Origin of the sequence: Sphingobacterium psychroaquaticum, from assembly GCF_900177625.1 — a bacterium.
In the GTDB taxonomy this organism is placed as follows: domain Bacteria; phylum Bacteroidota; class Bacteroidia; order Sphingobacteriales; family Sphingobacteriaceae; genus Sphingobacterium; species Sphingobacterium psychroaquaticum.
Genome location: NZ_FXAU01000003.1, coordinates 269,742 through 295,895, shown reverse-complemented (window position 1 = coordinate 295,895; position 26,154 = coordinate 269,742). Strand labels below are relative to the sequence as shown.

At 42.2% G+C, this 26,154-nt stretch carries 22 protein-coding genes; 8 read left to right on the top strand and 14 right to left on the bottom strand.

Features of this window, described 5'->3' with window-relative positions; all coding sequences use genetic code 11:
• Window positions 1–33: 33 nt before the first annotated feature.
• The 11 genes from B9Y69_RS09665 to B9Y69_RS09615 form a co-directional block, all read right to left on the bottom strand.
• Window positions 34–312 (bottom strand): GNAT family N-acetyltransferase, encoded by a 279-nt coding sequence (locus B9Y69_RS09665; RefSeq protein WP_085472740.1) that lies wholly within the window; start codon window positions 310–312, stop codon window positions 34–36.
• Between the two features lie 528 nt (window positions 313–840).
• Window positions 841–1,104, bottom strand: a complete 264-nt coding sequence (locus tag B9Y69_RS09660; protein WP_085472739.1) for a hypothetical protein — start codon at window positions 1,102–1,104, stop codon at window positions 841–843.
• Window positions 1,105–1,200: 96 nt separating this feature from the next.
• On the bottom strand, window positions 1,201–2,634 hold the full coding sequence (locus tag B9Y69_RS09655) for an efflux transporter outer membrane subunit (RefSeq protein WP_200811776.1): 1,434 nt from the start codon (window positions 2,632–2,634) through the stop codon (window positions 1,201–1,203).
• A gap of 10 nt (window positions 2,635–2,644) precedes the next feature.
• The gene (locus tag B9Y69_RS09650) at window positions 2,645–5,797 is read right to left on the bottom strand and encodes an efflux RND transporter permease subunit (protein WP_085472738.1); all 3,153 of its coding nucleotides are present in this window, start codon (window positions 5,795–5,797) and stop codon (window positions 2,645–2,647) included.
• 32 nt (window positions 5,798–5,829) lie between these two features.
• Window positions 5,830–6,981, bottom strand: coding sequence for an efflux RND transporter periplasmic adaptor subunit (locus B9Y69_RS09645; RefSeq protein ID WP_085473036.1), 1,152 nt, complete (start codon window positions 6,979–6,981; stop codon window positions 5,830–5,832).
• A 154-nt stretch (window positions 6,982–7,135) separates the two neighbouring features.
• Window positions 7,136–8,032 carry a helix-turn-helix domain-containing protein gene (locus B9Y69_RS09640; RefSeq protein ID WP_085472737.1) on the bottom strand — a complete coding sequence of 299 codons (897 nt, stop codon included), beginning with the start codon at window positions 8,030–8,032 and terminating at the stop codon, window positions 7,136–7,138.
• Window positions 8,033–8,149: 117 nt separating this feature from the next.
• Entirely contained in the window at window positions 8,150–10,711 is a 2,562-nt protein-coding gene (locus tag B9Y69_RS09635) for a BamA/TamA family outer membrane protein (protein ID WP_085472736.1), read from the bottom strand.
• 14 nt (window positions 10,712–10,725) lie between these two features.
• Window positions 10,726–13,044, bottom strand: a complete 2,319-nt coding sequence (locus B9Y69_RS09630; RefSeq protein WP_085472735.1) for a hypothetical protein — start codon at window positions 13,042–13,044, stop codon at window positions 10,726–10,728.
• A gap of 54 nt (window positions 13,045–13,098) precedes the next feature.
• Complete coding sequence (locus B9Y69_RS09625; protein ID WP_085472734.1) at window positions 13,099–14,181, bottom strand: metallophosphoesterase; 1,083 nt, start codon at window positions 14,179–14,181, stop codon at window positions 13,099–13,101.
• Window positions 14,181–15,077 carry an SdiA-regulated domain-containing protein gene (locus B9Y69_RS09620; RefSeq protein WP_159451826.1) on the bottom strand — a complete coding sequence of 299 codons (897 nt, stop codon included), beginning with the start codon at window positions 15,075–15,077 and terminating at the stop codon, window positions 14,181–14,183. The genes B9Y69_RS09625 and B9Y69_RS09620 overlap by 1 nt, the downstream gene beginning before the upstream one ends.
• A 105-nt stretch (window positions 15,078–15,182) precedes the next feature.
• On the bottom strand, window positions 15,183–16,355 hold the full coding sequence (locus B9Y69_RS09615) for a Pycsar system effector family protein (RefSeq protein ID WP_085472732.1): 1,173 nt from the start codon (window positions 16,353–16,355) through the stop codon (window positions 15,183–15,185).
• 162 nt (window positions 16,356–16,517) lie between these two features.
• Between B9Y69_RS09615 and B9Y69_RS09610 the strand changes: the two genes are divergently transcribed.
• Entirely contained in the window at window positions 16,518–16,982 is a 465-nt protein-coding gene (locus B9Y69_RS09610) for a hypothetical protein (protein WP_085472731.1), read from the top strand.
• On the opposite strand, the gene B9Y69_RS09605 is transcribed toward B9Y69_RS09610, so the two are convergent.
• Entirely contained in the window at window positions 16,966–17,550 is a 585-nt protein-coding gene (locus B9Y69_RS09605; RefSeq protein WP_085472730.1) for a Crp/Fnr family transcriptional regulator, read from the bottom strand. The genes B9Y69_RS09610 and B9Y69_RS09605 overlap by 17 nt on opposite strands.
• 79 nt (window positions 17,551–17,629) lie before the next feature.
• Here B9Y69_RS09605 and B9Y69_RS09600 point away from each other — a divergent pair, with 79 nt between their 5' ends.
• Both B9Y69_RS09600 and B9Y69_RS09595 read left to right on the top strand, forming a co-directional pair.
• Window positions 17,630–18,319 (top strand): HAD family hydrolase, encoded by a 690-nt coding sequence (locus tag B9Y69_RS09600; RefSeq protein ID WP_200811775.1) that lies wholly within the window; start codon window positions 17,630–17,632, stop codon window positions 18,317–18,319.
• Between the two features lie 4 nt (window positions 18,320–18,323).
• The gene (locus B9Y69_RS09595; RefSeq protein ID WP_085472728.1) at window positions 18,324–18,950 is read left to right on the top strand and encodes a chloramphenicol acetyltransferase; all 627 of its coding nucleotides are present in this window, start codon (window positions 18,324–18,326) and stop codon (window positions 18,948–18,950) included.
• Between the two features lie 13 nt (window positions 18,951–18,963).
• On the opposite strand, the gene B9Y69_RS09590 is transcribed toward B9Y69_RS09595, so the two are convergent.
• Window positions 18,964–19,407 carry a carboxymuconolactone decarboxylase family protein gene (locus B9Y69_RS09590; RefSeq protein WP_085472727.1) on the bottom strand — a complete coding sequence of 148 codons (444 nt, stop codon included), beginning with the start codon at window positions 19,405–19,407 and terminating at the stop codon, window positions 18,964–18,966.
• A gap of 61 nt (window positions 19,408–19,468) precedes the next feature.
• Window positions 19,469–20,044, bottom strand: a complete 576-nt coding sequence (locus B9Y69_RS09585) for a Crp/Fnr family transcriptional regulator (protein WP_085472726.1) — start codon at window positions 20,042–20,044, stop codon at window positions 19,469–19,471.
• 137 nt (window positions 20,045–20,181) lie between these two features.
• On the opposite strand from B9Y69_RS09585, the gene B9Y69_RS09580 reads away from it, so the two are divergent.
• Genes B9Y69_RS09580 through B9Y69_RS09560 form a run of 5 tightly spaced genes read left to right on the top strand, consistent with a single transcriptional unit; the run spans window position 20,182 to window position 26,154 of the window.
• Window positions 20,182–21,342, top strand: coding sequence for a porin family protein (locus B9Y69_RS09580; protein WP_085472725.1), 1,161 nt, complete (start codon window positions 20,182–20,184; stop codon window positions 21,340–21,342).
• Window positions 21,343–21,367: 25 nt separating this feature from the next.
• On the top strand, window positions 21,368–22,798 hold the full coding sequence (locus B9Y69_RS09575; RefSeq protein ID WP_085472724.1) for an anion permease: 1,431 nt from the start codon (window positions 21,368–21,370) through the stop codon (window positions 22,796–22,798).
• An 11-nt stretch (window positions 22,799–22,809) separates the two neighbouring features.
• Window positions 22,810–23,463 carry a succinate dehydrogenase cytochrome b subunit gene (locus tag B9Y69_RS09570; protein ID WP_085473035.1) on the top strand — a complete coding sequence of 218 codons (654 nt, stop codon included), beginning with the start codon at window positions 22,810–22,812 and terminating at the stop codon, window positions 23,461–23,463.
• 12 nt (window positions 23,464–23,475) lie between these two features.
• Window positions 23,476–25,392: a fumarate reductase/succinate dehydrogenase flavoprotein subunit gene (locus tag B9Y69_RS09565; RefSeq protein ID WP_085472723.1), complete on the top strand. Its 1,917-nt coding sequence runs from the start codon at window positions 23,476–23,478 to the stop codon at window positions 25,390–25,392.
• A gap of 9 nt (window positions 25,393–25,401) precedes the next feature.
• Window positions 25,402–26,154, top strand: coding sequence for a succinate dehydrogenase/fumarate reductase iron-sulfur subunit (locus B9Y69_RS09560; protein ID WP_085472722.1), 753 nt, complete (start codon window positions 25,402–25,404; stop codon window positions 26,152–26,154).

Sequence of the window (26,154 nt, the reverse complement as noted above, 5' to 3'; positions counted from 1 at the left end):
AACTTGTTCCTATTTTTTAAAAAATAGATTCAACTACCGTTTAGTCAACAAATTACTATACTCCGGAAAACGTTCAAAAAATGTGACGGCAAACGAACACTTGGGGTCTATTTTCAGATGTTCTTTCTTCGCGTGGTCTACGGCAGCCTGCACGAGATCAGCAGCGATACTATTACCTCGGTAATGGGGCTCAACTTCGGTATGATCTATAACCAGAATATCACCGTTAATGTTATAGTTCAATTCGCCAATCTGTACTTCATCATTTAAAGCGAGCCACTTTTTCTTCTCTTTAATGTGTGTTATTTCCATAGTACTTCGTTTATCTTTATCCGTTACCCTTGGGGAACGTAATTTACATTCTTCACTACGTCATAGCGTCTATATATTGGATAAAAACGCTACTTAATAAAACGTACTATTTCAGAATCTATTTTCCTGAAACAGCAAAAAAACAATAAGAGTAAAACAACAAGAAGTGTAGATACTGTCTAGAAAAACAAAAGTTTCTGCAACATATCCAGGGAATTTTTAGGTGCAAAAACAAGGTTAAATCACTGATCTACGTCGTTTCACGATAAATATAACAAAAAAATATTACTATAAACCACTAACACTTAGAAACTGTTTAAGTTTTATAGCTCCTGATCAAGGTAAAACCTCAAAAAATATTCATCGCAATAGGAAAGACCTACAAAAAATAAACAGAAGCAAAATACGACTCTCTTATTAAGTTTGTATCAATAAAAAGATAGGAAAATATTAAAAATAATCTCAGTTAATACAATTGGTTCACTATAATCAGTTGCCTTGTGGTCGCAACGATTGGGTTTAAACAATTTACTGAAGAGGGTAAGAATCGACAACGACATGATGTCTCTTCTTGGTTCCATAGCTTTTAAACAATTGAACCAATCCTTCTAACTTATCCAAAATAACGACATATTTCTTACGCGCTTCTAATAGAAGTGCAACATCGTTCAAAACATCAATATTTTGATCAATAAGAATAAACCGATCATACTGGGCGATTTTATCTTCGTGCAATGCTTCTGAGCCAACGGCACTAAAGTTGATAACAACTAATGTATTTATTGTTTCCATACATACTTTCTAACTAACTTATCTTATCAATACGATAAAAAGATGCCTCCCGTCCATAAACGGAACAAAGGAGGCACCCAAATTAACACAGCAACATTATTGCCAACCACCACCCAGCGATCGATACAGCATTGTAATCGCCTGCAGCTTCTGCGCTTTGACGGACGCAAGGTCCAGCTCCGCTTGAAGCTTGTTGGTTTGTGCAACAATAACTTCTAAATAGGTCGCATCATTATACTTATATAACAACAGTGCATTATCCACCAACCGTCCGGATTGCGCAACCATTCCATCCGAAATTTTCTCTTGTTCGTCGAGCTTTTGGATTTGCACCAATGCATCAGAGACCTCTCCTACTGCTTTAAGCACCGATTGCTTGAAATTGATTTCGGCTTGTTCCGCAACAATTTTGGCTTGTTCATAACGTGTCTTCAATTGACGTCCATTTAAGATTGGTTGCGCTATGGCACCTGCTGCAACACCAAACAAAGACCCTGGTATGTTAAACCAATTGTGGGCTTTCAGCGCGTTCAATCCTCCTTGTGCCGTGATATTTAACACAGGATACATACTAACTTTAGCGACATGGATCGATGCCATACTTCGACGGACATCCAATTCACTCGTCCGTACATCCGGTCGATAACTTAAAAGTTCTGCAGGCACACCTGTCGCTAACCCTTGCGGAACGTATACCTGATTTAAACCAGCTTTTCGTTCCACCCGATCGGGCATCACACCCACCAAAATGCTCAACGCATTCTCTTGAATACTGATGGCGCTCTCTACGGCAGGAATATTTTTAGCAATCTGATCGCGTGTCAGTTGCTGTTGCTGTACAGCCAACGAATTAATCAGCCCCAGCACCTGCTGCTTCTCCAAAATAGCCAGTGTGCTATCAGCGAATATTAGGTTTTCCCTCGTAATCTCTAATTGCTTATCCAGCATCAACAGATTGTAGTATCCCTGCACCACTTCCGTAACCACACGTGTCTTGACCGCACGACTGGCTTCTTGTGTTTTCAACAAGTCCATCAGCGCCTCCTGTTTCTGTCCTTTGATTTTTCCCCAGACATCAACTTCCCACGATAGGTTTACGACAGACGTATAATCCATGGTATATTTCTGGCCCATAAACTCACTCGCCATGATACCGTTCATACTGTTGCTCGAAGGTCGGTTAACCGTAACGTTGGCCAAATTGGCGTTCACCACAGGTGCATAAAGCCACTTCGCTTGGGTGTACCCTTGTGCGGCAAATTCAATTTGCTTAAGCGCAACCTGCAAATCATTATTATTCAACATTGCGCGATCAATGAGCTGCACCAAGACAGGATCTTGAAAGAAATCAGCATAACTGATTTTCGCGATACTACTGTCTTGCAACCAAGCTGTATTTTCATTTCGGAATGTATCCTGCAAAACAAGATCAGCAGCTGGGTTATGTTGTTGCACGGCGCAGGAGCTCCATAACACCGTGGTTAAGAGCGCTCCGCCAAATGCATATCCTATATTTCTTTTAAACATCATTGTATCAAATCTAATTTTCATATTCCCAGTCGGCATCTTCTAATTTTTTACCACTAACACGCTCTTGGAAATATTGGAACACGACAAACAAAATCGGGGTCAGGAAAACACCTAAAATAGTTCCGACAAGCATACCAAAAATAGCCGCATAGCCTATAGAGTGGTTTCCAAGTGCAGAAGGACCTACCACAAATACCAAAGGAATGATACCCGTAATAAAAGCAAGCGAAGTCATCAGAATTGGACGTAAACGTGCTTTAGCTCCCTCCACTGCTGCTGCAATAAGGCTTTTTCCTGCACGTCGACGCTGTATCGCAAACTCAATAATCAAGATACCGTTTTTAGCCAGTAGACCGATTAACATGACCATCGCAATCTGCACATATATATTGTTCGCAATACCGGCCATACCAATCCCCATAAATACGCCCGACAGACCCGCAGGGATCGAGAGTAAAACTGCAAATGGTAAAATATAACTCTCATATTGTGCCGACAACAAAAAGTATACAAACACAATACACAGAATAAAGATTACCGTCGTTTGCGATGTCGCTTGACTTTCCTCTCGACTCATTCCTTTATAATCGTAGGTGTATCCCGGAGGAAGAACCTGCTGACTCACCTCTTCAATTGCAGCCATTGCTTGCCCCGTACTGAAGCCAGGCGCTGGCATAACCGTTAAATTCGAAGCATTGAATAGGTTAAAGCGCTCCACCACCTCGGGTCCCGTAATAGGCTTTAAGGTAACCAACGTACTTAAGGGTACCATTTCTTGGCTCGCATTCTTCACAAAGACGCCTTGTAAGGTTTTTTCATCTCCTCTCTTATCCGGTGAAGATTGTACCAATACCCGGTAATACTTTCCAAATCTATTAAAATCAGAAGCCTGGATACTTCCATAATAACCTTGCATCACATTCATGACATCACTTACCGTAACACCCAATTGTGCTGCTTTTACTTCATCAACGACCACCTCAAATTGCGGATAAGAGGCATCAAAAGTGGTATAGGCAAGTGCAACTTCCGGACGCTGCATTAAGGCGCCCATCATACCATAAGAGATATGACCTAATTTTTGTAAATCACCATTATTACGATCTTGTAACACCAATTCCATACCACTGGTATTTCCAAAACCATCTACCGTAGGTGTATTCAGAACTAAGAAATTAGCGCGTTTATCTGACATCAGCGCACCTTGCACCTGTCCAATAATAGCATTGATATCACGCACCTCGCCGCGATCTTTCGAATCCTTAAGCTTCACGAAAAGCGAAGCCGCAGAAGAGGACATTGAACCACTAAACAGGTTTAACCCATCTACAGACATAATTTCATGCACCGCCGGATTCTTCATCAACATGCCTTCTACATCAGCGACAACTTTTTCCGTTCGGTCCTTCGATGCACCTGGTGCCAAGTTAACGGTAACGATGATAAAACCTTGATCCTCGTCAGGAATAAACCCCTTTGGTGTTGTCATCGAATACCAAGCGAATAACCCACCAAAAATGGCTAGAATAGAGAAAGCTATCCACTTGCGTTTCAACATTAATAATATAGCCTTTCCGTAACGGAACGTTAACTTATCAAAGGAAGCATTGAAGCCCGCAAAGAAACGTTCTTTAAAACCTAGCTTTTTATGTCCGTGTCCGTCTGCATCATGTTGCTTCAGTAGGATTGCGCATAATGCCGGACTTAAGGTCAATGCGTTAACAGCGGAAATTACAATCGCAATAGCCAAGGTTAAGGCAAACTGTTGATAGAACAACCCCGTAGAACCATCCATAAAAGCTACCGGAACAAATACCGCCGCCATCACCAACGTGATGGAAACAATCGCGCCAGATATCTCGCCCATCGCCGACATGGTTGCCGCGCGTGCATTCAATCGCTTCTTCTCCATCTTGGCATGTACTGCTTCGACAACGACAATCGCATCATCCACCACGATACCGATCGCCAGAACCAGTGCGAACAACGTCAAGATATTGATAGAGAATCCGAAAATCTTCATAAAGAAGAACGTACCTACAATAGAGACCGGAACCGCAATCGCCGGGATTAAGGTCGATCGAAGATCTTGTAAGAAGATAAATACAACAATGAATACCAAAATAAATGCCTCAATCAGGGTGGTTATTACCTGACTGATGGATTGATCTAGGGAATCTTTCGTCGCATATGGAATCTTATACTCCATCGTTCCCGGGAATGATTTTTCCAATTCCTTCATACGCTCTTGTAAAGCGATCTGAACCTCATTAGCATTGGATCCACTCATCTGAAAAATTGCCATCGTAACCGAAGGTTTTTCATTATAGCGCGAAGTAACATTATAACTGTAGGCTGCAAACTCAACCTTAGCGACATCTTTCAAACGCAAAACTGACCCGTCACTCTGTGCCCGGACAACAATATTTTCGTATTCTTCCGGCTCGGTGAACTTACCTTTATAACGCATCACATATTCCTTCACCTCGGTGGTCATCTCTCCGAAACGTCCCGGTGCTGCCTCTAAGTTTTGGGACTGAATTGCACGCGCAACATCGTTTGGCGTCAGGTTATACGAATTGAGCTTATTTGGATCCAACCATACCCGCATCGAATAATCCTTGTTACCATAAACCATCGCATCCCCCACACCTTTGATACGTTTCAGCTCTGGGACAACATTGATTTTACCGTAGTTTTCCAGAAAAAGGTCATCCATAGATCCATCTTTACTGGTCAACGTTACCATCGCGATCATACTATTTTGGCGTTTCAACGTTGTAATACCAGCCTGAATTACCTCTGCAGGCATCTGATTGGTTACCTGTGCAACCCTATTTTGCACGTTGATGGCTGCTTGATCGGGATCTGTCCCTAGCTTAAAAATTACAGTAATCTGTAGCGTACCATCATTACTCGCCGTAGAGGTAATATAATCCATATTCTCCACACCGTTAATCGCATTTTCTAACGGAGGGGCTACCGAACGAGCAATCGTTTCGGCATTTGCACCAGGATATACTGCCGTAACCATAACCGTCGGTGGCGCGATATCTGGAAATTTAGTAATAGGTAAGCTCAGCATACCCACCACCCCGAGGATAACCAGCAATACGGAAATCACCGTCGCCAGTACGGGGCGTTTTATAATATTCTTTAACATGAAAAGTGTTCTTTATTTTTTGCTACCCTACTTTATTCCGATTTACTTGCTGCAACCTGCTTTTGTTCCACAACAGGCATTCCAGTTTGTAAACGTTCAAAACCTTTTGCGATAAACTTATCGCCAGCTTTCAAACCATCGGTAATAATAAAATTGTCACCTGATTTCCCGATCACTCCAATCGGAATCTGTAGTACTTTACTCTCTTTGTCAACCGTGTAGGCAAATACTTTATCTTGTACTGTAACCGTAGATGCGATTGGGAATAAGACAACGTCAACCATCTCTCTTTCCATCACGATCTTTCCGGTGTTGCCGCTTCGCAGTTCCACTTTGGGATTATCAAACTTAGCGCGTAGTGTAATCGAACCTGTACTTTTATTAAACTGCCCCTCTACCGCATCGATCTTTCCTTTTAGACCATAAGCAAGGCCATCTGACAAGAGTAAACTTACCGGTGCTGTATTGCGCAGTTTCTCCGCTATCGTATTTCCGGCATTGACACGTTGAAAAGTAGCGAAATCATTTTCACTTAAACTAAAATACGTGTAGACCTGATGATTGTCGGAAACCACGGTAATAGGCAATTGATTGGTTGGAGACAACAAACTTCCTAAGCGGTAATTGAATCTTCCAATGTAACCACTAACTGGTGCTTTTATAACCGAGAAGTCTACATTAATACGAGCCGACTCGACTGCCGATTTCGCCTGCGCTACCGATGCGCGAGCAGCATTGTAAGCGGCATCTGCTTCTTGAACCTGTAAGTCCGAAACAATCTTGCTCTTTACTAACTCTTGCTTCCGGTCCAGGTTGATCTTTGCGGTTACCAGGTTTGCTTCAGCAGCAGCCACACTAGCGCGCGCACTGTTCAGCTGCTCCTGATACACGCGGTCTTCTATTTTGAAAAGAGGTTGCCCGGCACGGACATAGTCGCCTTCGTCGACAAGAATCTTGCTTAAATAGCCAGACACCTGCGGACGTATCTCAATATTGGAAACACCTTCGATCGAAGCAGCATATTCACTTTGCATAACGGCATTACCCGTAGTTACAGTGCCCATTGGCACCTCGGCAGGTCCTTGCTCATAAGCACCACCTTGACTATTTTGTCGACAGCCGACAAATACAAGGAGGGAAAGGATGAAAAATAACGATGACGTAAAAACGTGATTTCGCTTCATAATGAATTTTGCTTTAATAATTTTGTGTGATGCAAAAGTCATCATTTTGGAAACGTACAAATCAAACGCTAAGACGCCAAAATTTGTCCAAAAGACACTTCGAAGGCTCGAAAAATACAATTAGACACAAACGTGACAGAGCTTTCACTGCCTATTAGAACAGGTCATCCATCTTGTACTCACTAGGCTTCCGTCCGGTTAATTTCTTGAAAAATTTACTAAAGACAGCCGTATCAGAAAAATTGAGACTATGCGCCACTTCGCTTACATTACTCGTGGAATTGCGAAGCAAAATTTTGGCTTCAATAAGGAGCACCTGATTGATAATATCCTTGGGCGATTTGCACATGGTCTTCTTCACGATTCGGCTGAGGTATTTTCTACTCACATAAAGCTGATCCGCATAAAACTGTACATCATGGTGCGCGATATAGTGCTCCCGCACCAAACCAAAGAACGTTGTGGTTAATTCTTCTTCCCGTGAGGTATTGATCACTGCTTCTTCAGATCCTCGAATATAGTTCTCAACATCATACATCAACAACGAGAAGTGATGCCACATCATATCGTTGCCATAGTAGTTTTCTGTGGTACGTTTATTAAGCGTAGCCAATTCGTCCATATGAAAGGAAAGACGTCTAAAGAGATCTGACTCATGGCGGATAATATAGGAAGGGTTATTTGAAAAGCTCTTCAAAATGTCATTAGACCGGTAGTTGAATCCAGCATCTGAAATCATATCTATCGAGAAGAAGATCTGCTTAACACGCACATCCGGTGATACATAAATCAGTTTAAACGCTTCCTGCGGGACGCAGAAAAGAATATCACCCTTTGTAATTTGGTATTCATGGTCGCCGATACTATAATACGAGCTTCCTTCTTGCAACAGCATCAATCCAAAATATCCAGCACGATAAAGTTTCTTCGGTTGGATACGTAGATTTTTACTGTTTCCATCTAACACAAAATACTCCTTATTCCGAAGCGGCGGGTCAGCTGTTTCGGTTAGATCTTCTAATTTCAGGAACGTAATTATATCGTCGGACATAAAAGAAAAAAAGTGAGCAACGAAAATAGTACTTTAATTTTCAAAAAAATGAACCCGTAATATTTATTGCTTTAGTGTGACTAGAGTACCCTCGTATCCACTTCTTTTTCTAAAAAATTAAAAGCTCAGCCCTACCCGAATATACGGTAAGGTAGCTTCTCTGCTGAATCCGAATGCCGCTTGTATAAGCAACAGATCCGCAGGCATAAAATAAAGGCCTCCACCGTAACCACTATGCCATGTATTAGACTTTTCTTCACGCATCCATACGCGTCCCACATCATAGAAAGTTAAAAGCCCCATTGTCCCGGGAATGAGATAGGAATTAAAACTGAGAAGCTTCAACCTTGTCTCTAGGTTGTTATACAATGCTGTTTTCCCTGTAAACCGTCGCGAATTATAACCGCGAAGGCTATTTTCTCCACCAATCTGGGCGTGTTGGAAAAAGTATGGCGAACCCCAAACGGCATCTAGGCCAGTCCGATTGGCGATAGTCAACCTATCTTTTCCAAACGTATGATAAAAATTAACGACATTTTTTAAACTGGTATAGCTCTTATGATCACCACCTAATTCTGCGTTCCAGTTAAAAGCTGTTTCCATATAGATCCCGGATTTCGGATTGGTCTTATGATCTCGCGTATCGAGAACCGCTCCAACGGATGCACCGGTAAACCATTTGCTCCCAAAAAAGGCCTCTTCGGGATGCGCTATCTGGTAGTCTTCCAAGAATCGTTCCTCATTATTCTTTACGGAGCTAGCGTAAAATTCAGAAGAGGAACCGTAATAGAAAATCATATTTTTGAGCAAGCGCTTCGCTAGAAAGATATCCCCAGAAACAACATCATAACGATTACGATAATAGTCAATACCTCGGTCCTCACCTTTCTCAAACACGGTTTCATTACCATAGCCAAAGAAATTACTCAGATTCTTTGGCCCCAACGATGAAACATTAACAACAAGATCATGTCCCGCCACCAGCTGTTTGAACTCTCCTTTATAATCGAACATAAACGATTTCCGACCGGTGAGGTAATTAGCCATAATGGTATGTCTATATGCAAATGGAGACTTGCGGAACCCTTGGTTTTCTATCACGTACCCTGCGCCAAGAATTAATCCTCGATCTATACCATAGTTAAAATTTACCAACACACCTTTCCGATCGTAAACAAAGTTGTCATATTCAAACCGATGTACAGCGGTGTCTTTATCGAGTCGGTAACGAATAGACTTGCCTGAAACAGGGGAGTCTGTTAAAGCATCTTTACTATCGTATATATATAGTCGCTTACCGTTTTTAAAATCTTCGGAAACAGAATAACGATCATCTTGTTGGCCACCAATAAGTCGTACGCGTATCGGTGATCTTCCACCCCCCTGGACTTGGTACTCATCTTCACCCGAAAGACCGTAGATACGTACTTCCTTGGTTTCAGTCGGACTAAATTTACGATCCATTAATGTTCGCCCCACACTACCGTCTTTCTTTTTATTACGAACCAGTACACGCACGGCTCCATCCTCCTGATACGTGACATCGATAAACTCTGTCTTCGCTGACAAAGGTATGTCCACTACGCGGCTTAGCGCGCTATAGTATTCCAGTCCGGTCACAAGCAACTCATCCCTACGTGACCGTACATTATGTTCCAGCTCGGCAGCACTCAGCTTCACTATGGTATCCGGCATGGCCAACATAGCTTCATGAATCAGTGAATCGGTCATCACAGCCTGCATATAGCGAATCTCCTTCTCCCAGCCTTCCCTATCCAGTTTATAGAGAAAAAAGCGATCAAAATGCCGGGCATTGAAGTTCCAGTGTGCCACATTACGAATATGCGGACTGAAGGGCTGTAAGTGTGCTTTCAGCCATTGGTAAGATAAAAGTACAGGGAAAACACCTGAAGTTTTATAATAAACTTTATCTCGATCTCGTGGTACAGGTGTATAAATCTTCTTCCCTTTATCTTTCTCGGGATCCCAGCGCCAGTTATCTTCATGTCGATCCCAATCCCCTAAGAGCATATCTAAAAAACGAGCCCGCAAAGTAAGCTTCTGATCGACCTCAATATCATTATCTTCTTGTAACTTACGGATAACCTTTTCCGTATTATCCGTCTTCTCATCTGCAAAAGGCATTCGCGCTTCAAACATGTATGGCCTATTTTTGAAGATATCACGATATTCTCCTAGTCGCGCATCGTCTCCAACATAAATAAGCTCCGGCACAACATGCGGAATATCCAGTGCACGATTAAATGGAGGAACTGTTAACGCTCCAAAAGGATGCGCGATAGAAATCTGATCTTGAACAATATCTTTTGCAATTGTTTTACGCAGACTTTCTGGCAAACTTCGTTCTGGAAACTTCTGAATAGAACGCAAAACCCATTCACGGCCGGTCGGGTCTACCATCCGTAAGGACTGCGTTTGCATCCCCCCACCAAGCTTGATGACTGTTAAACCTCCCTTTTCTGTACTCAAATCTGCTACCCGCATCTTGACCGGCGTATTATATAGCTTTCGATAACTATCGCCTAACCAAAACCGGTGCGTGGCACCAACTTGATCATATTCAGCGGCAATTATAGTGGTAATACTATCGGTTTGCTGCGCGGCTGCGACGGAAACGAAGCAAAACCACAAACAGAAAAGACGGAAACATTTGTCCATAGTTTTGTATCTATTTAACGGAATAAAGCTGTTTGTCCAAATCCAGCTATACGAACCCGCAATGCACGTAATTCATTCAAACCTTGTAATTCCTCCAGCACGAGACTCTCAATATTTGCACCGATCAGTCCCATTTCATGAACTTCCTTCAGAATACCTTTCAACTCTTCCTCTACACGTCTTGTCGCATATACCAAGGCAATACATCCCGGTTGGACCAATCTTTCTTTCGTATCCTTAATAAGCGCCTTGTCAATACGTTTTTTAATCATCTGGTATCTGATATTATATCCACCTTCCACATCGAAACGGCGTTCATCCTGTCGAAAACTTATGGCAATCGGATTGGGGTGAATAAAAATGAGCTGGGTTGTTTCCAAAGCAATGGGCAGATCATCAATAATCGCGTGCGCCTGTTGTCCGATTTCTGCCATCGATATGACTTGCTGTTTCCTAAACTCTCGCAGCAATTCCACATTAAAGACTTTCGCGGGTGTAATAGATTGGCCAACATACGCATCATACTCCACCCCATCGGTACGAAATTTTTCAAAATATGAAGGGTATCGATCCTGTATATATTGGTTAAATGTAGTCAGCTCCTTATTGATCATCTGGTTTAGTGTAGATAAGGACTGTTCAAAGGCCATAGCGAAACGATTGTTCTTTCCACGAACGATATCCTCACCTTCGCGATACATATCGCGTAATTCCTGTATCTCGGCGTTATCGAGCGGTAAATTATCCATAAAAACAGGAACCTCTTCTTGAAAGAAAGATAAAATATCAACAAGATACTTATCTATATACCCCTCATTCAACCACTGTGTGATATGTTCCAAGCGCATCATAAACTGTTGCTCTGTAGCACGATGAACTGGGATTGTTCTGAGGATTTGATCCAGTTGGTTAATACGGTATAAACTATCTTTCTTATAAGCCAGATTGCGTAGTAAAGTTGAATTTTTAATATCAACGGCCCCGTAGAGTGGATACACGTTCTCAAAGAGAATTTTTTCAAGCTTTGGTTCCAACAGGTAATGGGCTGCCACCTGATTAAATCGCCATTGAACGGCCTCTTGCAGGGAGGTGAAATTCTGAAGTATAACTTGATTCAACTTTGCTTTAAAGCCGACCGCGAGCTCGTACGCCAATAAAGTTAGCATCGGCATATAAGGCGCAATACTTACCACCTTTTCATTATCAAATTTTAAATCTCGGCTATAAAGCTCCAAAAATCCGACCAGGTCACCATTATGCCGTAAAGGAAAACACACGTATGAGGCAAGTTTCAACTGCTTTAAATGCGCTATTAAAGTCTCATCAAAGCTGTCCATCCCTGTTTCCACACCATAGGAAATGGTATAAGGGGCTTTCAAGTAATCAAAAATTCCACTCTGACATTTTTCGCGTTCCTTCAATATCAATTCTCCAAAAAAGATACTGTCTTTCACTAAATCTGACTTCAGGATAGGAAAGCCATTTAACTCCAAAACAGGAAAAAAAGAATGGGAAATAGCAGTCGTTCCCACCATCGTAGACAAAATACTCGAGACATCCCGATGGAAGGATTGTTTTTCAAACCGGCTCAGATCGGCTACAATTTGTTGCACTTTATTAAAAACCTGCTCCCGATTGCAATCCACAAAACGTAAGATGGAGATACCCGTAAAACTAAAAGCTTCGAGATTAATGGAAGAAAGTAGCGGTTCTATATCATCAAACCCTTCCACATTTTTATCCCGGAGACAGCTAAAATCTAATCTGGGAAGCTCACCTTTTAAGGCGACTTCCACAAAGGAAAAATCGACTTTCAGTTCCACATATTGTGGTACACCATGCTTAAAATAAACATAGCGCATATTGGAGTCAACTCCTTTGATCCCATAAAAGCGCTCCAAGACAAGAATGTACAACAGTTTATTCGTAAAGGCTATATCGGGATAAAAAGGGGCTCCCCCGCTATCGGGCAGCAACGTCAGATCGCTATCGAGTAGGTCATAAAAAGTGTCCCGTCCAAAAAATGCTTTATCCGGAACAGGAAAGGCCAAGCCCCAAAAACGATCGTCCAGATTCGTAATACTATTTGTCAACCGATGAATCAATCCAAAAACATCTGTAAACTCCGATAAATTTTCAGGAGTCGGTTCCCCGCGCTCCATCAAAACACCTTCCAAATATTCCATCACAAGTTTAGGAATAATGTTACTCTGCTGAACCGGATCAGCTATATTTTTTAATAAAAAGCGTTGAAACGGCATTAATGATAAACGCTGTTCCAAGCCTAAGGTTTCTTTAATATTGCTATTTATTGCTACGCTCTTGATTAGCATAATTCTACTTTCTTAGTCACTTACTTTCGATACACCACCTCATTTCTCTTAATCTTATTGATGTGCAATAATATATTCAAAAGTTTGGTGCACCTTACCATTCTCATAAATAAAAAAAGTCACGGTAAGGTTCTTATTTTCCCAATAATCCAGCATACAGAATCCTTGTTTTTCATATTTATAAAGCAAGTCTTTACTGTTCCTTATATGCGAGCTTTTAGACCCTGATCCACTCACTATTTGTTTAAAATTTTCATCCTCGATATATTGCAAACCGTGATCATGTCCCGACACATATAGTAGATTGCGGTGTTCGCCAGCAGCTTTTGTAACGGCATCCGTCAACCCTCTATACAAAGGATGTTTGAGGTCTTCTGCTGTTTTAAAAGCTGTAGACCGCAACAGGGGATATAAAGAGCCAACAAGTGGGAGCGGCACATATGCAACTGGCCATTTAGCCGTCAACGGAAATATGTGTTGTTTCCATGAAAAGGAAAGACCATGCTCGCCATAAGACCGCATGGGGTGATGAGACAACAAGAGTAGCGTTTTGTTTTCATTTTTTGCAATGCGCTCTGCGAGAGCGGCACGGAATACGCTGCGATCACTTTCAAGCCTTGCCTGAATCGCGTCTTCATGATAAGGAAACAACCAATACTCGCTATCATATAACAATGCGACTAGATCTTCAGCTAGAGAAAGTTCAAAAATAGCAGTTGTGCCTGCTTGAGGTACAAAATGCAGGCCGGGGTCATTCAATTCCTGAATATAGCGCTCCTGTTCTTGAATTTTCTTCAATCCATCGACTCCCGATTTATCCCAATCGTGATTACCAGCAATAAAATATACTGGCGTTTCCTTGCTTCGGAACGGCGTAAATTGTGCTTGTAAACGAGCCGCCGTAGCCTCCCGCTCGACGCCCTCTAAGCCCATTCCTACCGGATAGATATTATCCCCGAGAAAAAAGGCGACCGTTTTGTTCGCAACAGTCATCTGGGCAGCCGCTTCCAGGATTGCCCACTGTTTCACATTGATCTCACCAGCATCTCCGATGAGAATAAGGCGCTGGACCAATTTTTCTTGCGCCGAAAGTACCAGTGTACCGAACAGAAGTATCCATGTAAACAGTCCGCGCATTATTTAGTCGGTTTAAGCTGATAAATAACACCTTGTCCTGTATCGCCTGCTTCACTGCTTATGTATAAATTATCCGCACCATCAAAAGCCAACCCTTCTGGTTGTTCATAGTCCTTTCTCGAAAAGCGAACAACCTCTTTCGGATTAAAATCAGCATCCGTAATCAGCATCAACTTATCGACGGATGAAATTATGTACCATTCATTTGTCGAAGCACGCCATGTCATTGCAGACGGGCTAAACTTACGTCGTTGTTTCTCGTCAACTGTCGTGGCCTGAGATAAATCTACGATGAATTCATTCCGATATGTCAAGGTGCCATCGGTATTTACAGTTAACCGATAGCCAGTAGCCTGTCCTTTCTTTTGATCTACCTTACAACTTTTGCATAAAACATAAAGTTCATTTAACATTGAATTGTAAGCCAGAGACTCATACTCACCTTTCGGAAGTAAACCTTCATATACTTTTGTCGCGTTAGCACGATGTTTTTTATCAATAGGTAAGCTATACACCGCGCCATTACTCTTCAACACGTAGAGTTGCTCGCCATCATTTGCAATATCCTCAAAATCTCCCTTGCCAGCAAAAGGTATCTCATGATCCATTCTCCTGTTCTTCAAATCATACACATATACAATACCTGATTCATCTTGTATCGTATAGGCTACATCTGCGTTTCCCCCCACAAAAGTGAGACCCGAAATCTCATCCAGAATTGGCGGTAAAGCATACGTTACCCGATCACTCAAATTATAAGGAATCTGGTCGCCGATCTGGGATTGTGACTGCGTTTGCTTGTCTTTCCCTCCTTCACCCTTCTCTTCTGTTTGCATTCGACAGCCCTGAAAAAGCAGCGTTACAGCAAACATATATGGCACTAAAAAAATATTCATAGATAACTTGTTTACTTCATTCAACAATCTAACCGTCATGTAGTTTTTCACCATTTATCTACTCGATACTTGGCGAACAACAAGAAGACAGAAACAACCTTTTTATTACTTCCCTAATGTTAAAATAGAAACCACAAAAGTAAGTACGCAAACGACCAGACCAAACATAAAAATCCCGTAGGCGTACCGTAACAACCGATATTTACGGCCCAAGACCACGCCTTGCGAATAAACATCCTTGGTCAACATACCGTACAAGAAATCCTTATCGTCCATCACACGCTCCATACTTCGTTTATAGTCTGATAGTGGCATACGATAAAAATTACCAAAGAAAAGTAAGTTTACACTTTTATTTTCGACATCTTCAGCCGTATACCGACCTTCAGGAATCTTAGGAATCGTCGCCAAAATAGCAAACACCATAACCGTCACGACAACGACCATCAACAATATCGTCGGAAAAATGAGATGCGGATTATTATCCAAACTCCGAAGCAATACCGATACCACCAACGATAGAATAATTGAGGTTACCGTTAGTAGGATATTTGCTTTATTATCGGCCATATCACTCAGACGCTGACTGTTAGAGGATGTAATGCGAAACATGGTTTCAATACCGCGCTCCGGCTTTCCATTTCGCTCGCTCAGCTGGGGTTTGTCTTGTTTACCTTCGTCCTTTTTCTGCTTCTTGAGCAAGGCAGCGAGATTAGCTGCTTTACCAGCACTCAATTTATCAATCGCATACGCGGTATGATATCGGTGATCTTTCATCAGTTGGATCGTAAAAGTACGCCAAAGAGACTTATCCACTTTATGACCATTCACCTTTTCGATTTCCTGGTGCATCAACTTATTACGTACGTCAAAATCCGAGCTCCCCAGATGAAAAAGGTCTGCATCACAAATAATCTCCTCCAAAAGCCCCTTCGGGGCCTGCGGCATCTGCGTGGCCAAAATACAGCGAGCTACGGCTTCCTGAATCTCGACATCTACCGATAAAGATTGAAGAAAATCGGTCGCCAAGGCTGCACTCCTCCTTTCATGTCCCGAAGCCCCTCCATTCTGATACCCTAAATCATGAAAAAAAGCGGCAGCAACGAGTATAAACTCTTCTCTTTCACTTAGTTGATAATGCGCCACCATTTCCTTGACCGCATCTACAACACCTTGTGTATGTGTTCTATCGTGAAAACAATACGGTGCACTTTGGCCTTTCTCAAGATAAGCTTGAGCAAATTGTTCTACCTGCCGGGTTAAATCTCTGAAGTCCATTAATTTATTTTTTTCGTATAAAGCGTCAGTTTTCTTTAATCAACAATAAATATAATACTTTACAGGTAATACTTCATAGGCTAAACACGATATTATAGTACATCGTTTATACCCAATACTTTTATAGTTATTCCTACCTTAGCGCCGATAAAGCAAATAATAATGTTTACGTATCTCTTACCTTTACATTCCTGGATACGCTGGTTTGTGTTAGCGGCTCTTCTCGTGGCAATCGTTCGCGGGTACTATGCTTGGCGTCATAAAAAGGAATATACCAAAACCGATAATGCCTTGCGGCACTGGACGGCAACAATTCTACATATTCAGTTAATATTAGGTCTATGGCTGTACAGTATCAGCCCAATCGTCCGCTATTTTATACAAAATTTTCAAGAAGGTGTGCGGATGCGTGACATCCGCTTTTTCGGAATGGAGCATAGCCTGATGATGCTCATAGCGGTCGTTGTGGTGACCATCGGGTCTGCTAAAGCCAAACGAAAGAGCACGTCGGCTGAAAAATTCAAAACCATGACGATTTGGTATAGTATTGGTTTATTAATTATTCTGTCCTCCGTTCCTTGGGAATTTTCTCCCTTAACCAGCAGACCGTCTATCCGATATTTTTAATGTCTTTCCCAATTTTTTGAAGTGAACGATTGAGCGTACGAATAGTAATACCCAGATACGCCGCCATATCTTCCTTGGTAATTCCTAGTTGGTGATTTTCCTGAAACTCCAACAATTTAGACAAGCTATGATCAACGGTATACAACTGTTGATATGAAGCTCTGCTTGAAGTGTTAATTATGCGTTCTGCAAAGACCTGAAGTAACATATTATTTAACTGCATATCTGTTTGGATCAGCAATCTAAAATAAGGCAGAGAAAAAGAGTAGACAGAAATATCTGTCATAGCTTCGATCGAACAAAGACAACTAATATTTCGAAGAAGTTCAATCTCTCCAATAACCTCTCCCTTCCCTAAAAACTCCAGGATAAATTGCTTTCCATTTTCCTCGCTAAAAAAAACTTTTGCGATTCCACGACAAATAAACATAACCCGCGTCAGCTCTTCTCCTTGCATAAGTAGCAAACTGCCTTTAGAATAATGCTTTATGACAATATCGTCTTTACGCGATTGGTCATCGTAAAGCTGCTTGGCATAAGATAGAAAATCTTCGTTCGTACGTATCATAGATGTTATCGGGACAAATGTCCTTTATTATGCAATCTAAGATATTGACTTTTGTCGACAGTATATGATAAAAACGACGATGGATAAAATAGAAACAATCGCTTTCGATGCGGATGACACCTTGTGGATCAATGAAAACTACTTTCAAGAGGCTGAAAAACAGTTTTGCGAACTACTAGACACCTATCTGCCGGCATATCAAGTTTCTGCGTTATTATTAAAAACAGAAATAAAAAATCTTCCCCTGTATGGATATGGTGTTAAGGGTTTCGTACTTTGCATGATTGAAACTTCTCATGCTATAACTGGACCGTATACCGATAAAAACATCGTTAGTCGTATCATAGAAATCGGACATAGCCTCCTACAACAACCGGTGGTGCTCCTCGACGGTGTTTTAGAAACCTTAAAAGCGTTACAGGGGCGCTATAACCTTATTGTAGCAACAAAAGGTGACCTCTTGGATCAACAACGGAAGTTACGTAATTCAAGTCTGGAAGAATATTTCTCACATGTAGAAATTATGAGTGATAAAACAACAAACGATTACCGTAAGCTATTAACCCAGCAAAAGTGTTTGCCGCAACACTTCCTTATGTTGGGAAACTCCCTCAAATCCGATGTGCTTCCGGTATTGGAACTTGGTGGGTTTGCGGCACATATACCATATGAAATCACTTGGGCTCATGAGGAACATACGGAAATCAACAACAAACATAATTTTTTAAAAATCAACAAAATAGAAAATATACTTAATCACCTACTATAACTAAATGAAAAAACATATCATAGACATCAACGGTTGGTCGCGCCGCGAGCAGTACCTCTTTTTCTCTACATTCGAAGAACCATTCTTTGGGATCATATCAAAGGTAGACTGTACACAGGCGTACGATCGCGCCAAAGTGCAGAATAAATCCTTTTTTCTCTACTATCTGTACCGCGTGCTTCAAGCAGCTAACGCGATCGAGAATTTTCGATATCAAATTATAGAAGAGCAACCATATTGTTTCGAAAAACTAACAATCTCTCCCACGATAGGTCGAGCGAACGAAACATTCGGTTTTGCCATTATAGACTACGAAGAGGATGAAGAGCTCTTTATCGCAAACGCAAATAAAGAAATAGATAAGGTAAAAAACACAAACACCTTATTTACATCTGATTCTAACGAAAAACTCATACACTTTTCGGCCTTACCATGGATCGATTTCACAGGGTTATCACATGCCCGTAGATATTCGACATCAGATAGCTGTCCCAAAATTTCTGTAGGAAAAGTCGTGTCTGAAGGAGACCGAAAAACCATGGCTATCTCCGTACATGTACACCATGCGCTAGTAGATGGAATGCATGTTGGGCTCTTTCTGGACCAGCTTCAAGCGTTATTAAATGAATAGCAGGAGAAGGTAGCTACACCTTCTCCACCTTTAACCGTGTGCTTACCCCCACTCTATTCCAGGCGTTAATCATAACAATAGCCATAATCAACGCACTCACATATACTTCGCCAAATGCTTCCACAGCCAACAAATACGTCGCATCTGTTAAACCATCTTGATGAATAAGCGTTATCTCTTCCGTCATGGCCAGTACTATACGTTCTTCTTCACTAAAGAGATCTGTTTCCCGCCAGGCACTCGTTAAAAATAAACGTTGTGTACTTTCACCATCAGCCAATGCATCGAGGCTATGCTTGCTCACGCAAAACGAACAGCCGTTGATTTGGGAGGCGCGAATGTATATCAAATGCAGATGGGTATGGGACACATCGCTACTATGTACATACCGATCCAATCCCAATAAATACTTATAACCGTTAGGTTGTAATTCCTGTAAATCAATTCTTTTTTCCATTTCCTTTTTTTTTGTATACAACAAAGGTAAAGGGAGAAAAGTTCAAAAAACTTAAGCTGGTTTAAGAACGTCTTTTTGCTTTTATTTCGCTAAGGTATTCGGGTGTCATATTCAAGTACGAAGCTAGAAACTGTTGAGGCACCCTTCGTGCAAATTCTGGAAAATTCGTATTGAAGTGGTTGTAAAATGCCTCTTTGGAAAAATCATACAAATATCGCGTCCTAAACTGCGATGCGGCATACGCTCGCTCATATATAAGGCGAAAGTAACGTTCAAATTTTGGAAATCGCTCCAACAGCAGTTCCTGATTGGTAAAACTAAGTTCTTGCACGGTCGTTTCCTCCACCGCCTGAATCATAAAGGAACTCCTCTTCTGTTTAGCATACGCGTCATAATCTGTGATCCACCAATTCTCCAGGGCAAACTGAACGGTCTGCTCCGCACCCTTTGGATCTATATAAAACAGGCGAAGACAACCAGATTCTACAAAATAATGATTTCGACACACCATATCCAGCGACAACAGATTACTTTTTTTAGATACGGTGACGGTGTTGAAAAAATTTAATATTTCGTTAACCTCCGTCTCATCGATCGAAATATATTTCCTAAAATGCGTTATAATGGGCTTGCTCATCCACTTACTTTTTTGATTCCTACAGGCTAAAGATATGAAAATTGAAAATGTAGGCTACCATGATGGATAAATGCAACAAATATCTTTAACTCCTTCGAAAACTTTTTAAAATTTTTATTGTTATACAGGAGGAATATATGAACAACCATCCATTTACCTATATGAAAAAGCGCGTCTTAATTTATTTATTCACCTTAGGCTTAAGTTTATTGGCTATAAACACCTATGCCCAGGTTCCCGACAGTACTTGGGGGGTGGATTTCGAAAACTACCCAACCTTTAAATTCAAAGGATTATTCCAGAGTAGATTCACAACAAGTCTTCCTAAAGACGTCGATGTAACGGGACTTCACCACAGTGAGGGAAAGCTTACAAGCAATGCTTTTTCCATTAAATATATGCGTGTACAGGTGCAAGCTGCAATCAGCAAGCGTACCGAGGTCGTTGCCCTAGTAAATTTAGCAGACTTCAAGAACGACCCCAAAACCAGAGTACTGGAAAATGCCTACATCAAATATTCCTTTGGACCCTACCTGGGTATTACCGCCGGTCAGTTTAGGCCCTGGTTCGGTATCGAGGAGACTTACCCCGTGGATATTATTAAATCACTGGATTGGTCTAACCAATACAGTGAATTTGGAAAAAATGGATGGACAAGCTTTCAATTAGGAATTTCGGCCGGTGGTGTAGCAGAAATTGGAAATATGCCTTTCCAATATGCCCTATCCATTGTCAACGGTAATGGTAAAAATCAAATTCAAGACAACAACAGCGGCAAACAATATCTCGCGCGAACCGTCGCGATGGTTTCTAAAAAATACAAGGTAAATCTCGGTGCTAATGCAGGTGTAGGTTCTGCACCTGCCGGACAGGTTTGGGCCTGGGGTGTAGATGCAACGAGCACCATCCCTCTATCACCAAAATGGTCGTTCGACGTCCAGGTGGAAGGAAAGCAGGCCATAAACCATGCCCTGTATAGCGCAACAGAAAACCCATCGGAACTTATAGACTACCGTATGCGAGGCGTATATGTCCTTCCCAACTTCCGCTATGATATCAAGTATAAAAACTTAACCTCGATCGAAGCATCATGCCGATATGAATACTTCGACAATAACTTTCATCTCAATTCCAATCCACGGCAAACCTACACGCCTATGGTTGGGCTTGAATTCTTAAAAAATTACGGTGCTCGTATTCAACTGGGACTGCAAATAGACCGCTACAAGCATCAAATAAGCAACACCACTACCTACAACGGTAACTTGTTTATTATCCAAGTACAGAGTAGGCTATAAATTGACACCACCAAACATATACTATATGAAAGAAGTTAACATCCGCAACGCAGGTATCACATTAGTGATTGCGATTATTCTCTGGTTAATTCCTGCTCCCGAAGGTGTTAAAGTAGAAGCTTGGCACCTTTTTGCCATCTTCGCTTCCACCATCATCGGAATCATTCTTAAAGCTGCCCCTATGGGGACAATGTGTATGCTCGCTATTGCGTGTACAGCCTTAACCCAAGTACTTGCCCCTGGCAACGCAAGTGCTTCGATCGTAAAATCCTTAAGTGGTTTTGGTGATAAAGTGATATGGCTGATTGGAATATCATTCTTTATTGCTCGTGGTTTTATTAAAACAGGTTTAGGTGACCGTATCGCTTTCATCTTTATTCGTCTGTTCGGAAAAAGCTCCTTGGGGCTTGCGTACGGTTTAGGCCTTGCAGACCTTTGCTTAGCACCTGCTATTCCGAGTAACACGGCACGTGGCGGTGGTATTATCTATCCGATTATGAAATCCATGGCCATGAACTTTGGCTCGGTCCCAGATCAGGTAGCAACCCATCGTAAACTGGGATCATACTTAACCTTGACCAGTTATTATATGAACCTGATTACTTCCTCTATGTTTTTGACAGGTACTGCAAGTAATCCAATGTGTCAAAAATTTGCAGCCGACCTGGGTATCGACATCTCTTGGATGTCATGGGCGGCAGCGGGTATTGTTCCGGGCTTACTGGCCCTGTTCTTAATCCCATTGGTCATGTATAAAATATATCCACCAGAATTAAAACGCACAGGAGATGCCCCTAAAATGGCGGCAGACAAACTGCGCCAGATGGGACCAATGAAAGTGACCGAATGGCTTATGTTGTTTGCTTTTGCTGTACTCTTGAGTTTATGGATTCTTGGTGATAAGTTATCTATTGACGCCACCACTACGGCTTTCGTGGGGTTATCGATACTGCTGCTTACCTCTGTTCTCACTTGGGAAGATATTAAATCTGAAAAAGGCGCCTGGGACACCATCGTTTGGTTTGCTGTACTGGTCATGATGGCCAGTTCGCTTAATGAACTTGGCTTTATGAGTTGGTTTAGTGAGCTTGTGCGCAAGGAGATTGGCACGCTCAGCTGGTCTATTGCTTTTCCTGTTATTGTACTGGTATATTTCTTCAGCCATTACATCTTTGCTAGTGCAACAGCACATGTGGCAGCCATGTATGCTGCTCTACTTGGCGTAGGTGTGTCATTGGGAATCCCTGGAATGTTGCTTGCTATGATGTTGGGATTTATGGGATCTATCTACGGGGTCCTGACTCATTATGGTCACGGTCCTGCTCCCGTCTTCTTCGGAAGTGGTTATGTTGAATTAAAATCATGGTGGATAAACGGACTCATGATTGGTATTGTCCTGCTCGTAATATACATGGGAGTTGGTGGACTATGGATGAAAGTTATCGGTTACTATTAAGAAGAAAAGTTATGTTAACAACACTCTCACGCAAGATGATCATGGCGCTAACAGGAGCGTTCCTCTGTCTATTCTTAACCATTCATTTCTTGGGTAACCTACAGCTTTTCATGGCCCCTGAGAATGCGCGTATTCAATTTAATGCGTACTCTCATTTTTTATCGAACAACCCATTGATAAAGCTGGTCTCTTATGTATTGTACCTGAGTATTATTGTCCATCTGATCGACTCTATCCTTATCACGATAAAGAACAAGAAAGCCGGTACCACATACCAGCAAGATCGGCGCAAGCGGGCCAGTAAATGGTACAGCCGAAACATGGGCATTTTAGGCACCATCATTTTAATATTTCTGGTTATCCATTTCAAAAACTTCTGGTACGTCTATAAATTTGGACATGCCCCCTTAGATAGTAACGGGCAGAAAGACCTGTACGAAATTGTGGTCACTACCTTTCAAGAGTGGTGGTATGTGGTTATATATGTTATTTCCATGATTGCTCTTTGCTACCACCTGATCCACGGTATTTATAGTGCTGCACGCACCTTCGGGTTATACCACCCCAAATATGTACGGTGGGTAAAATATATTGGTATCACATTTTCTGTGGTGGTATGTACAGGTTTTGCACTTATGCCTATCTACATATTTTTCACTTCATAATAAGCTATGACTATGGAACTAAACGCAAGAATCCCTGATGGGCCGTTAGAGCAGAAATGGGAAAACTATAAGAAGAATGCCAAGCTGGTAAACCCGGCAAACCGAAAAAAACTCGACGTAATCGTTGTCGGAACAGGGCTTGCCGGAGCTTCAGTCGCCGCATCTTTAGGTGAAATGGGGTATAATATAAAGTCATTTTGCTTTCAAGATAGCCCTCGTCGAGCACACTCCGTCGCCGCACAGGGAGGTGTAAACGCAGCAAAGAATTACAAAAATGATGGCGACAGTGTCTACCGTATGTTTGTAGACACCATTAAAGGAGGTGACTTTAGAGCACGTGAGGCTAATGTATATCGCATGGCAGAATGCTCGTTGAACCTGATAGATCAAGCCGTCGCACAAGGTGTTCCCTTTGGCCGCGAATATGGTGGATATCTCAATAACCGCTCTTTTGGTGGCGTCCAGGTAAGCCGCACCTTTTATGCCCGTGGTCAAACGGGGCAGCAGTTGCTATTAGGCTCTTACCAAGCGTTAATGCGTCAGGTCGATAAAGGGTCTGTGAAATTATTTGCGCGTCACGAGATGCTGGACCTTGTACTTATCGACGGCAAAGCGCGCGGTATTATAGCACGTAACCTGGATACAGGCGAAATTGAAAGACATGCCGCCCATGCCGTCGTCCTCGCGACAGGTGGCTATGGCAAAATATACTATCTTTCCACATTAGCGATGGGTTGCAACGGTTCCGCTATTTGGCGCGCACATAAGAAAGGCGCATTAATGGCCAGTCCAAGCTGGATACAGATACACCCAACGTCCTTACCTCAATCGGGCGATTACCAATCCAAACTGACACTCATGTCTGAGTCTTTGCGGAACGACGGTCGCATTTGGGTACCTAAGAAGGAAAATGAAGAACGTCCGCCAAATACGATCCCAGAGGAAGAACGTGATTATTACCTGGAACGGCGCTACCCTTCATTCGGAAACCTCGCTCCACGCGATATTTCCTCCCGCGCGGCCAAAGAGCGTATCGACGCCGGTTTTGGTATTGGCCCCTTAAAGAATGCGGTTTATCTCGATTTTAGTAAAGCGATTAAGGAACAGGGAATCGAGAAGATTAAAGAAAAATATGGAAACCTCTTCGATATGTATCTCAAAATTACGGGATACAACGCCTACGAAGAGCCTATGATGATATCTCCATCTGCTCACTTCTCTATGGGCGGATTGTGGGTAGACTATGAGTTGATGAGCACAATCCCGGGCCTATTCGCGCTAGGCGAAGCCAACTTTGCGGATCATGGCGCGAACCGTCTCGGCGCAAATTCTTTGCTCCAGGCATCCGTTGATGGTTATTTTATTGCGCCGTACACCATCGCCAACTATCTATCCACCGAAATACATACCGGAAAAATAGATGCTGACAATCCTGCATTTGCCAAAGCGGAGGAGGAGGTTAAAGCCAAACTTCACCAACTAGCGGGTATCCAAGGCACTAAAACGGTGGACTATTACCATAAAACTGTCGGCAAAATCCTGTACGATTACTGCGGATTAAGTCGTAATAAGGAGGGCCTTGAGAAAGCAATTAAAGAGATTCAGCTCCTTCGTGCTGACTTTAATCAAAACGTAAAAATCCCTGCGGATGTAGACTCGATTAACATTGAATTAGAAAAAGCTGGGCGTGTTGCAGATTATCTAGAAATTGGAGAACTGATGTGCTATGATGCGTTAACCCGCAATGAATCTTGTGGCGCGCATTTTCGCGAGGAATATCAGACGGAGGAAGGCGAAGCGATGCGCAATGATGAGGCGTATCAATTTATTTCTGCATGGGGTTGGAATGGTCTCTCTCAAGAACCGATTTTACATAAGGAGCAGCTCGTTTTCGAATTCATCAAACCGACGGTAAGAAGTTACAAATAAGTAAAAGCTATGAAACTCACATTGAAAATATGGCGCCAAAAGAGCCAACAACAAGCAGGTGAATTAAAAACATATACCTTAAACGATCTCAATTCGCACATGTCTTTTTTGGAGATGTTAGATATTTTAAACGAGCAACTCCTCTTGGCCAACGAAGACCCGGTTACGTTTGATCACGATTGTCGGGAGGGTATTTGCGGACAATGTGGTATGATGATCAACGGCATTGCCCATGGTCCTTTAAAAAATACAACAACATGTCAATTACACATCCGTTCCTTCTCCGACAATGATACCATTATCATTGAACCCTTCCGGGCAGGAGCCTTTCCCATACGCAAAGATCTGAGTGTAGATCGTTCGGCACTCGACCGCGTTATTTCATCGGGCGGGTATATTTCAACAAATACGGGACAAGCGCCAGATGCGCATGCGATCCCTATTACGCACCAAACAACAGAAGCCGCTTTTGATGCGGCCGCTTGCATAGGCTGTGGCGCCTGTGTGGCGACATGTAAGAATGGTAGCGCCGCACTGTTCACCTCCGCCAAGGTAGGTCACCTAAGCTTACTGCCGCAAGGAAAAGAAGAACGAGCAGAACGGGTCATAAACATGGTTAATGCTATGGATGAAGAAGGTTTTGGACACTGCACCAACACCGAAGCTTGCGAAGTAGAATGTCCACAAGGTATATCAGTCTTACAGATTGCCCGGATGAATTATGAATTTATACGCGCGAAGATCTTTGAGAAAGAAAAATAA

Excerpts from the sequence above, each read along its gene's own strand:
- B9Y69_RS09580 (WP_085472725.1), top strand. The coding sequence starts at position 20,182 with ATGAACAACCATCCATTTACCTATATGAAAAAGCGCGTCTTAATTTAT.
- B9Y69_RS09630 (WP_085472735.1), bottom strand. The coding sequence starts at position 13,044 with ATGCTAATCAAGAGCGTAGCAATAAATAGCAATATTAAAGAAACCTTA.
- B9Y69_RS09625 (WP_085472734.1), bottom strand. The coding sequence starts at position 14,181 with ATGCGCGGACTGTTTACATGGATACTTCTGTTCGGTACACTGGTACTT.
- B9Y69_RS09650 (WP_085472738.1), bottom strand. The coding sequence starts at position 5,797 with ATGTTAAAGAATATTATAAAACGCCCCGTACTGGCGACGGTGATTTCC.
- B9Y69_RS09570 (WP_085473035.1), top strand. The coding sequence starts at position 22,810 with ATGTTAACAACACTCTCACGCAAGATGATCATGGCGCTAACAGGAGCG.
- B9Y69_RS09640 (WP_085472737.1), bottom strand. The coding sequence starts at position 8,032 with ATGTCCGACGATATAATTACGTTCCTGAAATTAGAAGATCTAACCGAA.
- B9Y69_RS09600 (WP_200811775.1), top strand. The coding sequence starts at position 17,630 with ATGGATAAAATAGAAACAATCGCTTTCGATGCGGATGACACCTTGTGG.
- B9Y69_RS09635 (WP_085472736.1), bottom strand. The coding sequence starts at position 10,711 with ATGGACAAATGTTTCCGTCTTTTCTGTTTGTGGTTTTGCTTCGTTTCC.
- B9Y69_RS09560 (WP_085472722.1), top strand. The coding sequence starts at position 25,402 with ATGAAACTCACATTGAAAATATGGCGCCAAAAGAGCCAACAACAAGCA.
- B9Y69_RS09575 (WP_085472724.1), top strand. The coding sequence starts at position 21,368 with ATGAAAGAAGTTAACATCCGCAACGCAGGTATCACATTAGTGATTGCG.
- B9Y69_RS09585 (WP_085472726.1), bottom strand. The coding sequence starts at position 20,044 with ATGAGCAAGCCCATTATAACGCATTTTAGGAAATATATTTCGATCGAT.
- B9Y69_RS09565 (WP_085472723.1), top strand. The coding sequence starts at position 23,476 with ATGGAACTAAACGCAAGAATCCCTGATGGGCCGTTAGAGCAGAAATGG.
- B9Y69_RS09665 (WP_085472740.1), bottom strand. The coding sequence starts at position 312 with ATGGAAATAACACACATTAAAGAGAAGAAAAAGTGGCTCGCTTTAAAT.
- B9Y69_RS09615 (WP_085472732.1), bottom strand. The coding sequence starts at position 16,355 with ATGGACTTCAGAGATTTAACCCGGCAGGTAGAACAATTTGCTCAAGCT.
- B9Y69_RS09645 (WP_085473036.1), bottom strand. The coding sequence starts at position 6,981 with ATGAAGCGAAATCACGTTTTTACGTCATCGTTATTTTTCATCCTTTCC.
- B9Y69_RS09590 (WP_085472727.1), bottom strand. The coding sequence starts at position 19,407 with ATGGAAAAAAGAATTGATTTACAGGAATTACAACCTAACGGTTATAAG.
- B9Y69_RS09605 (WP_085472730.1), bottom strand. The coding sequence starts at position 17,550 with ATGATACGTACGAACGAAGATTTTCTATCTTATGCCAAGCAGCTTTAC.
- B9Y69_RS09610 (WP_085472731.1), top strand. The coding sequence starts at position 16,518 with ATGTTTACGTATCTCTTACCTTTACATTCCTGGATACGCTGGTTTGTG.
- B9Y69_RS09660 (WP_085472739.1), bottom strand. The coding sequence starts at position 1,104 with ATGGAAACAATAAATACATTAGTTGTTATCAACTTTAGTGCCGTTGGC.
- B9Y69_RS09655 (WP_200811776.1), bottom strand. The coding sequence starts at position 2,634 with ATGATGTTTAAAAGAAATATAGGATATGCATTTGGCGGAGCGCTCTTA.
- B9Y69_RS09595 (WP_085472728.1), top strand. The coding sequence starts at position 18,324 with ATGAAAAAACATATCATAGACATCAACGGTTGGTCGCGCCGCGAGCAG.
- B9Y69_RS09620 (WP_159451826.1), bottom strand. The coding sequence starts at position 15,077 with ATGAATATTTTTTTAGTGCCATATATGTTTGCTGTAACGCTGCTTTTT.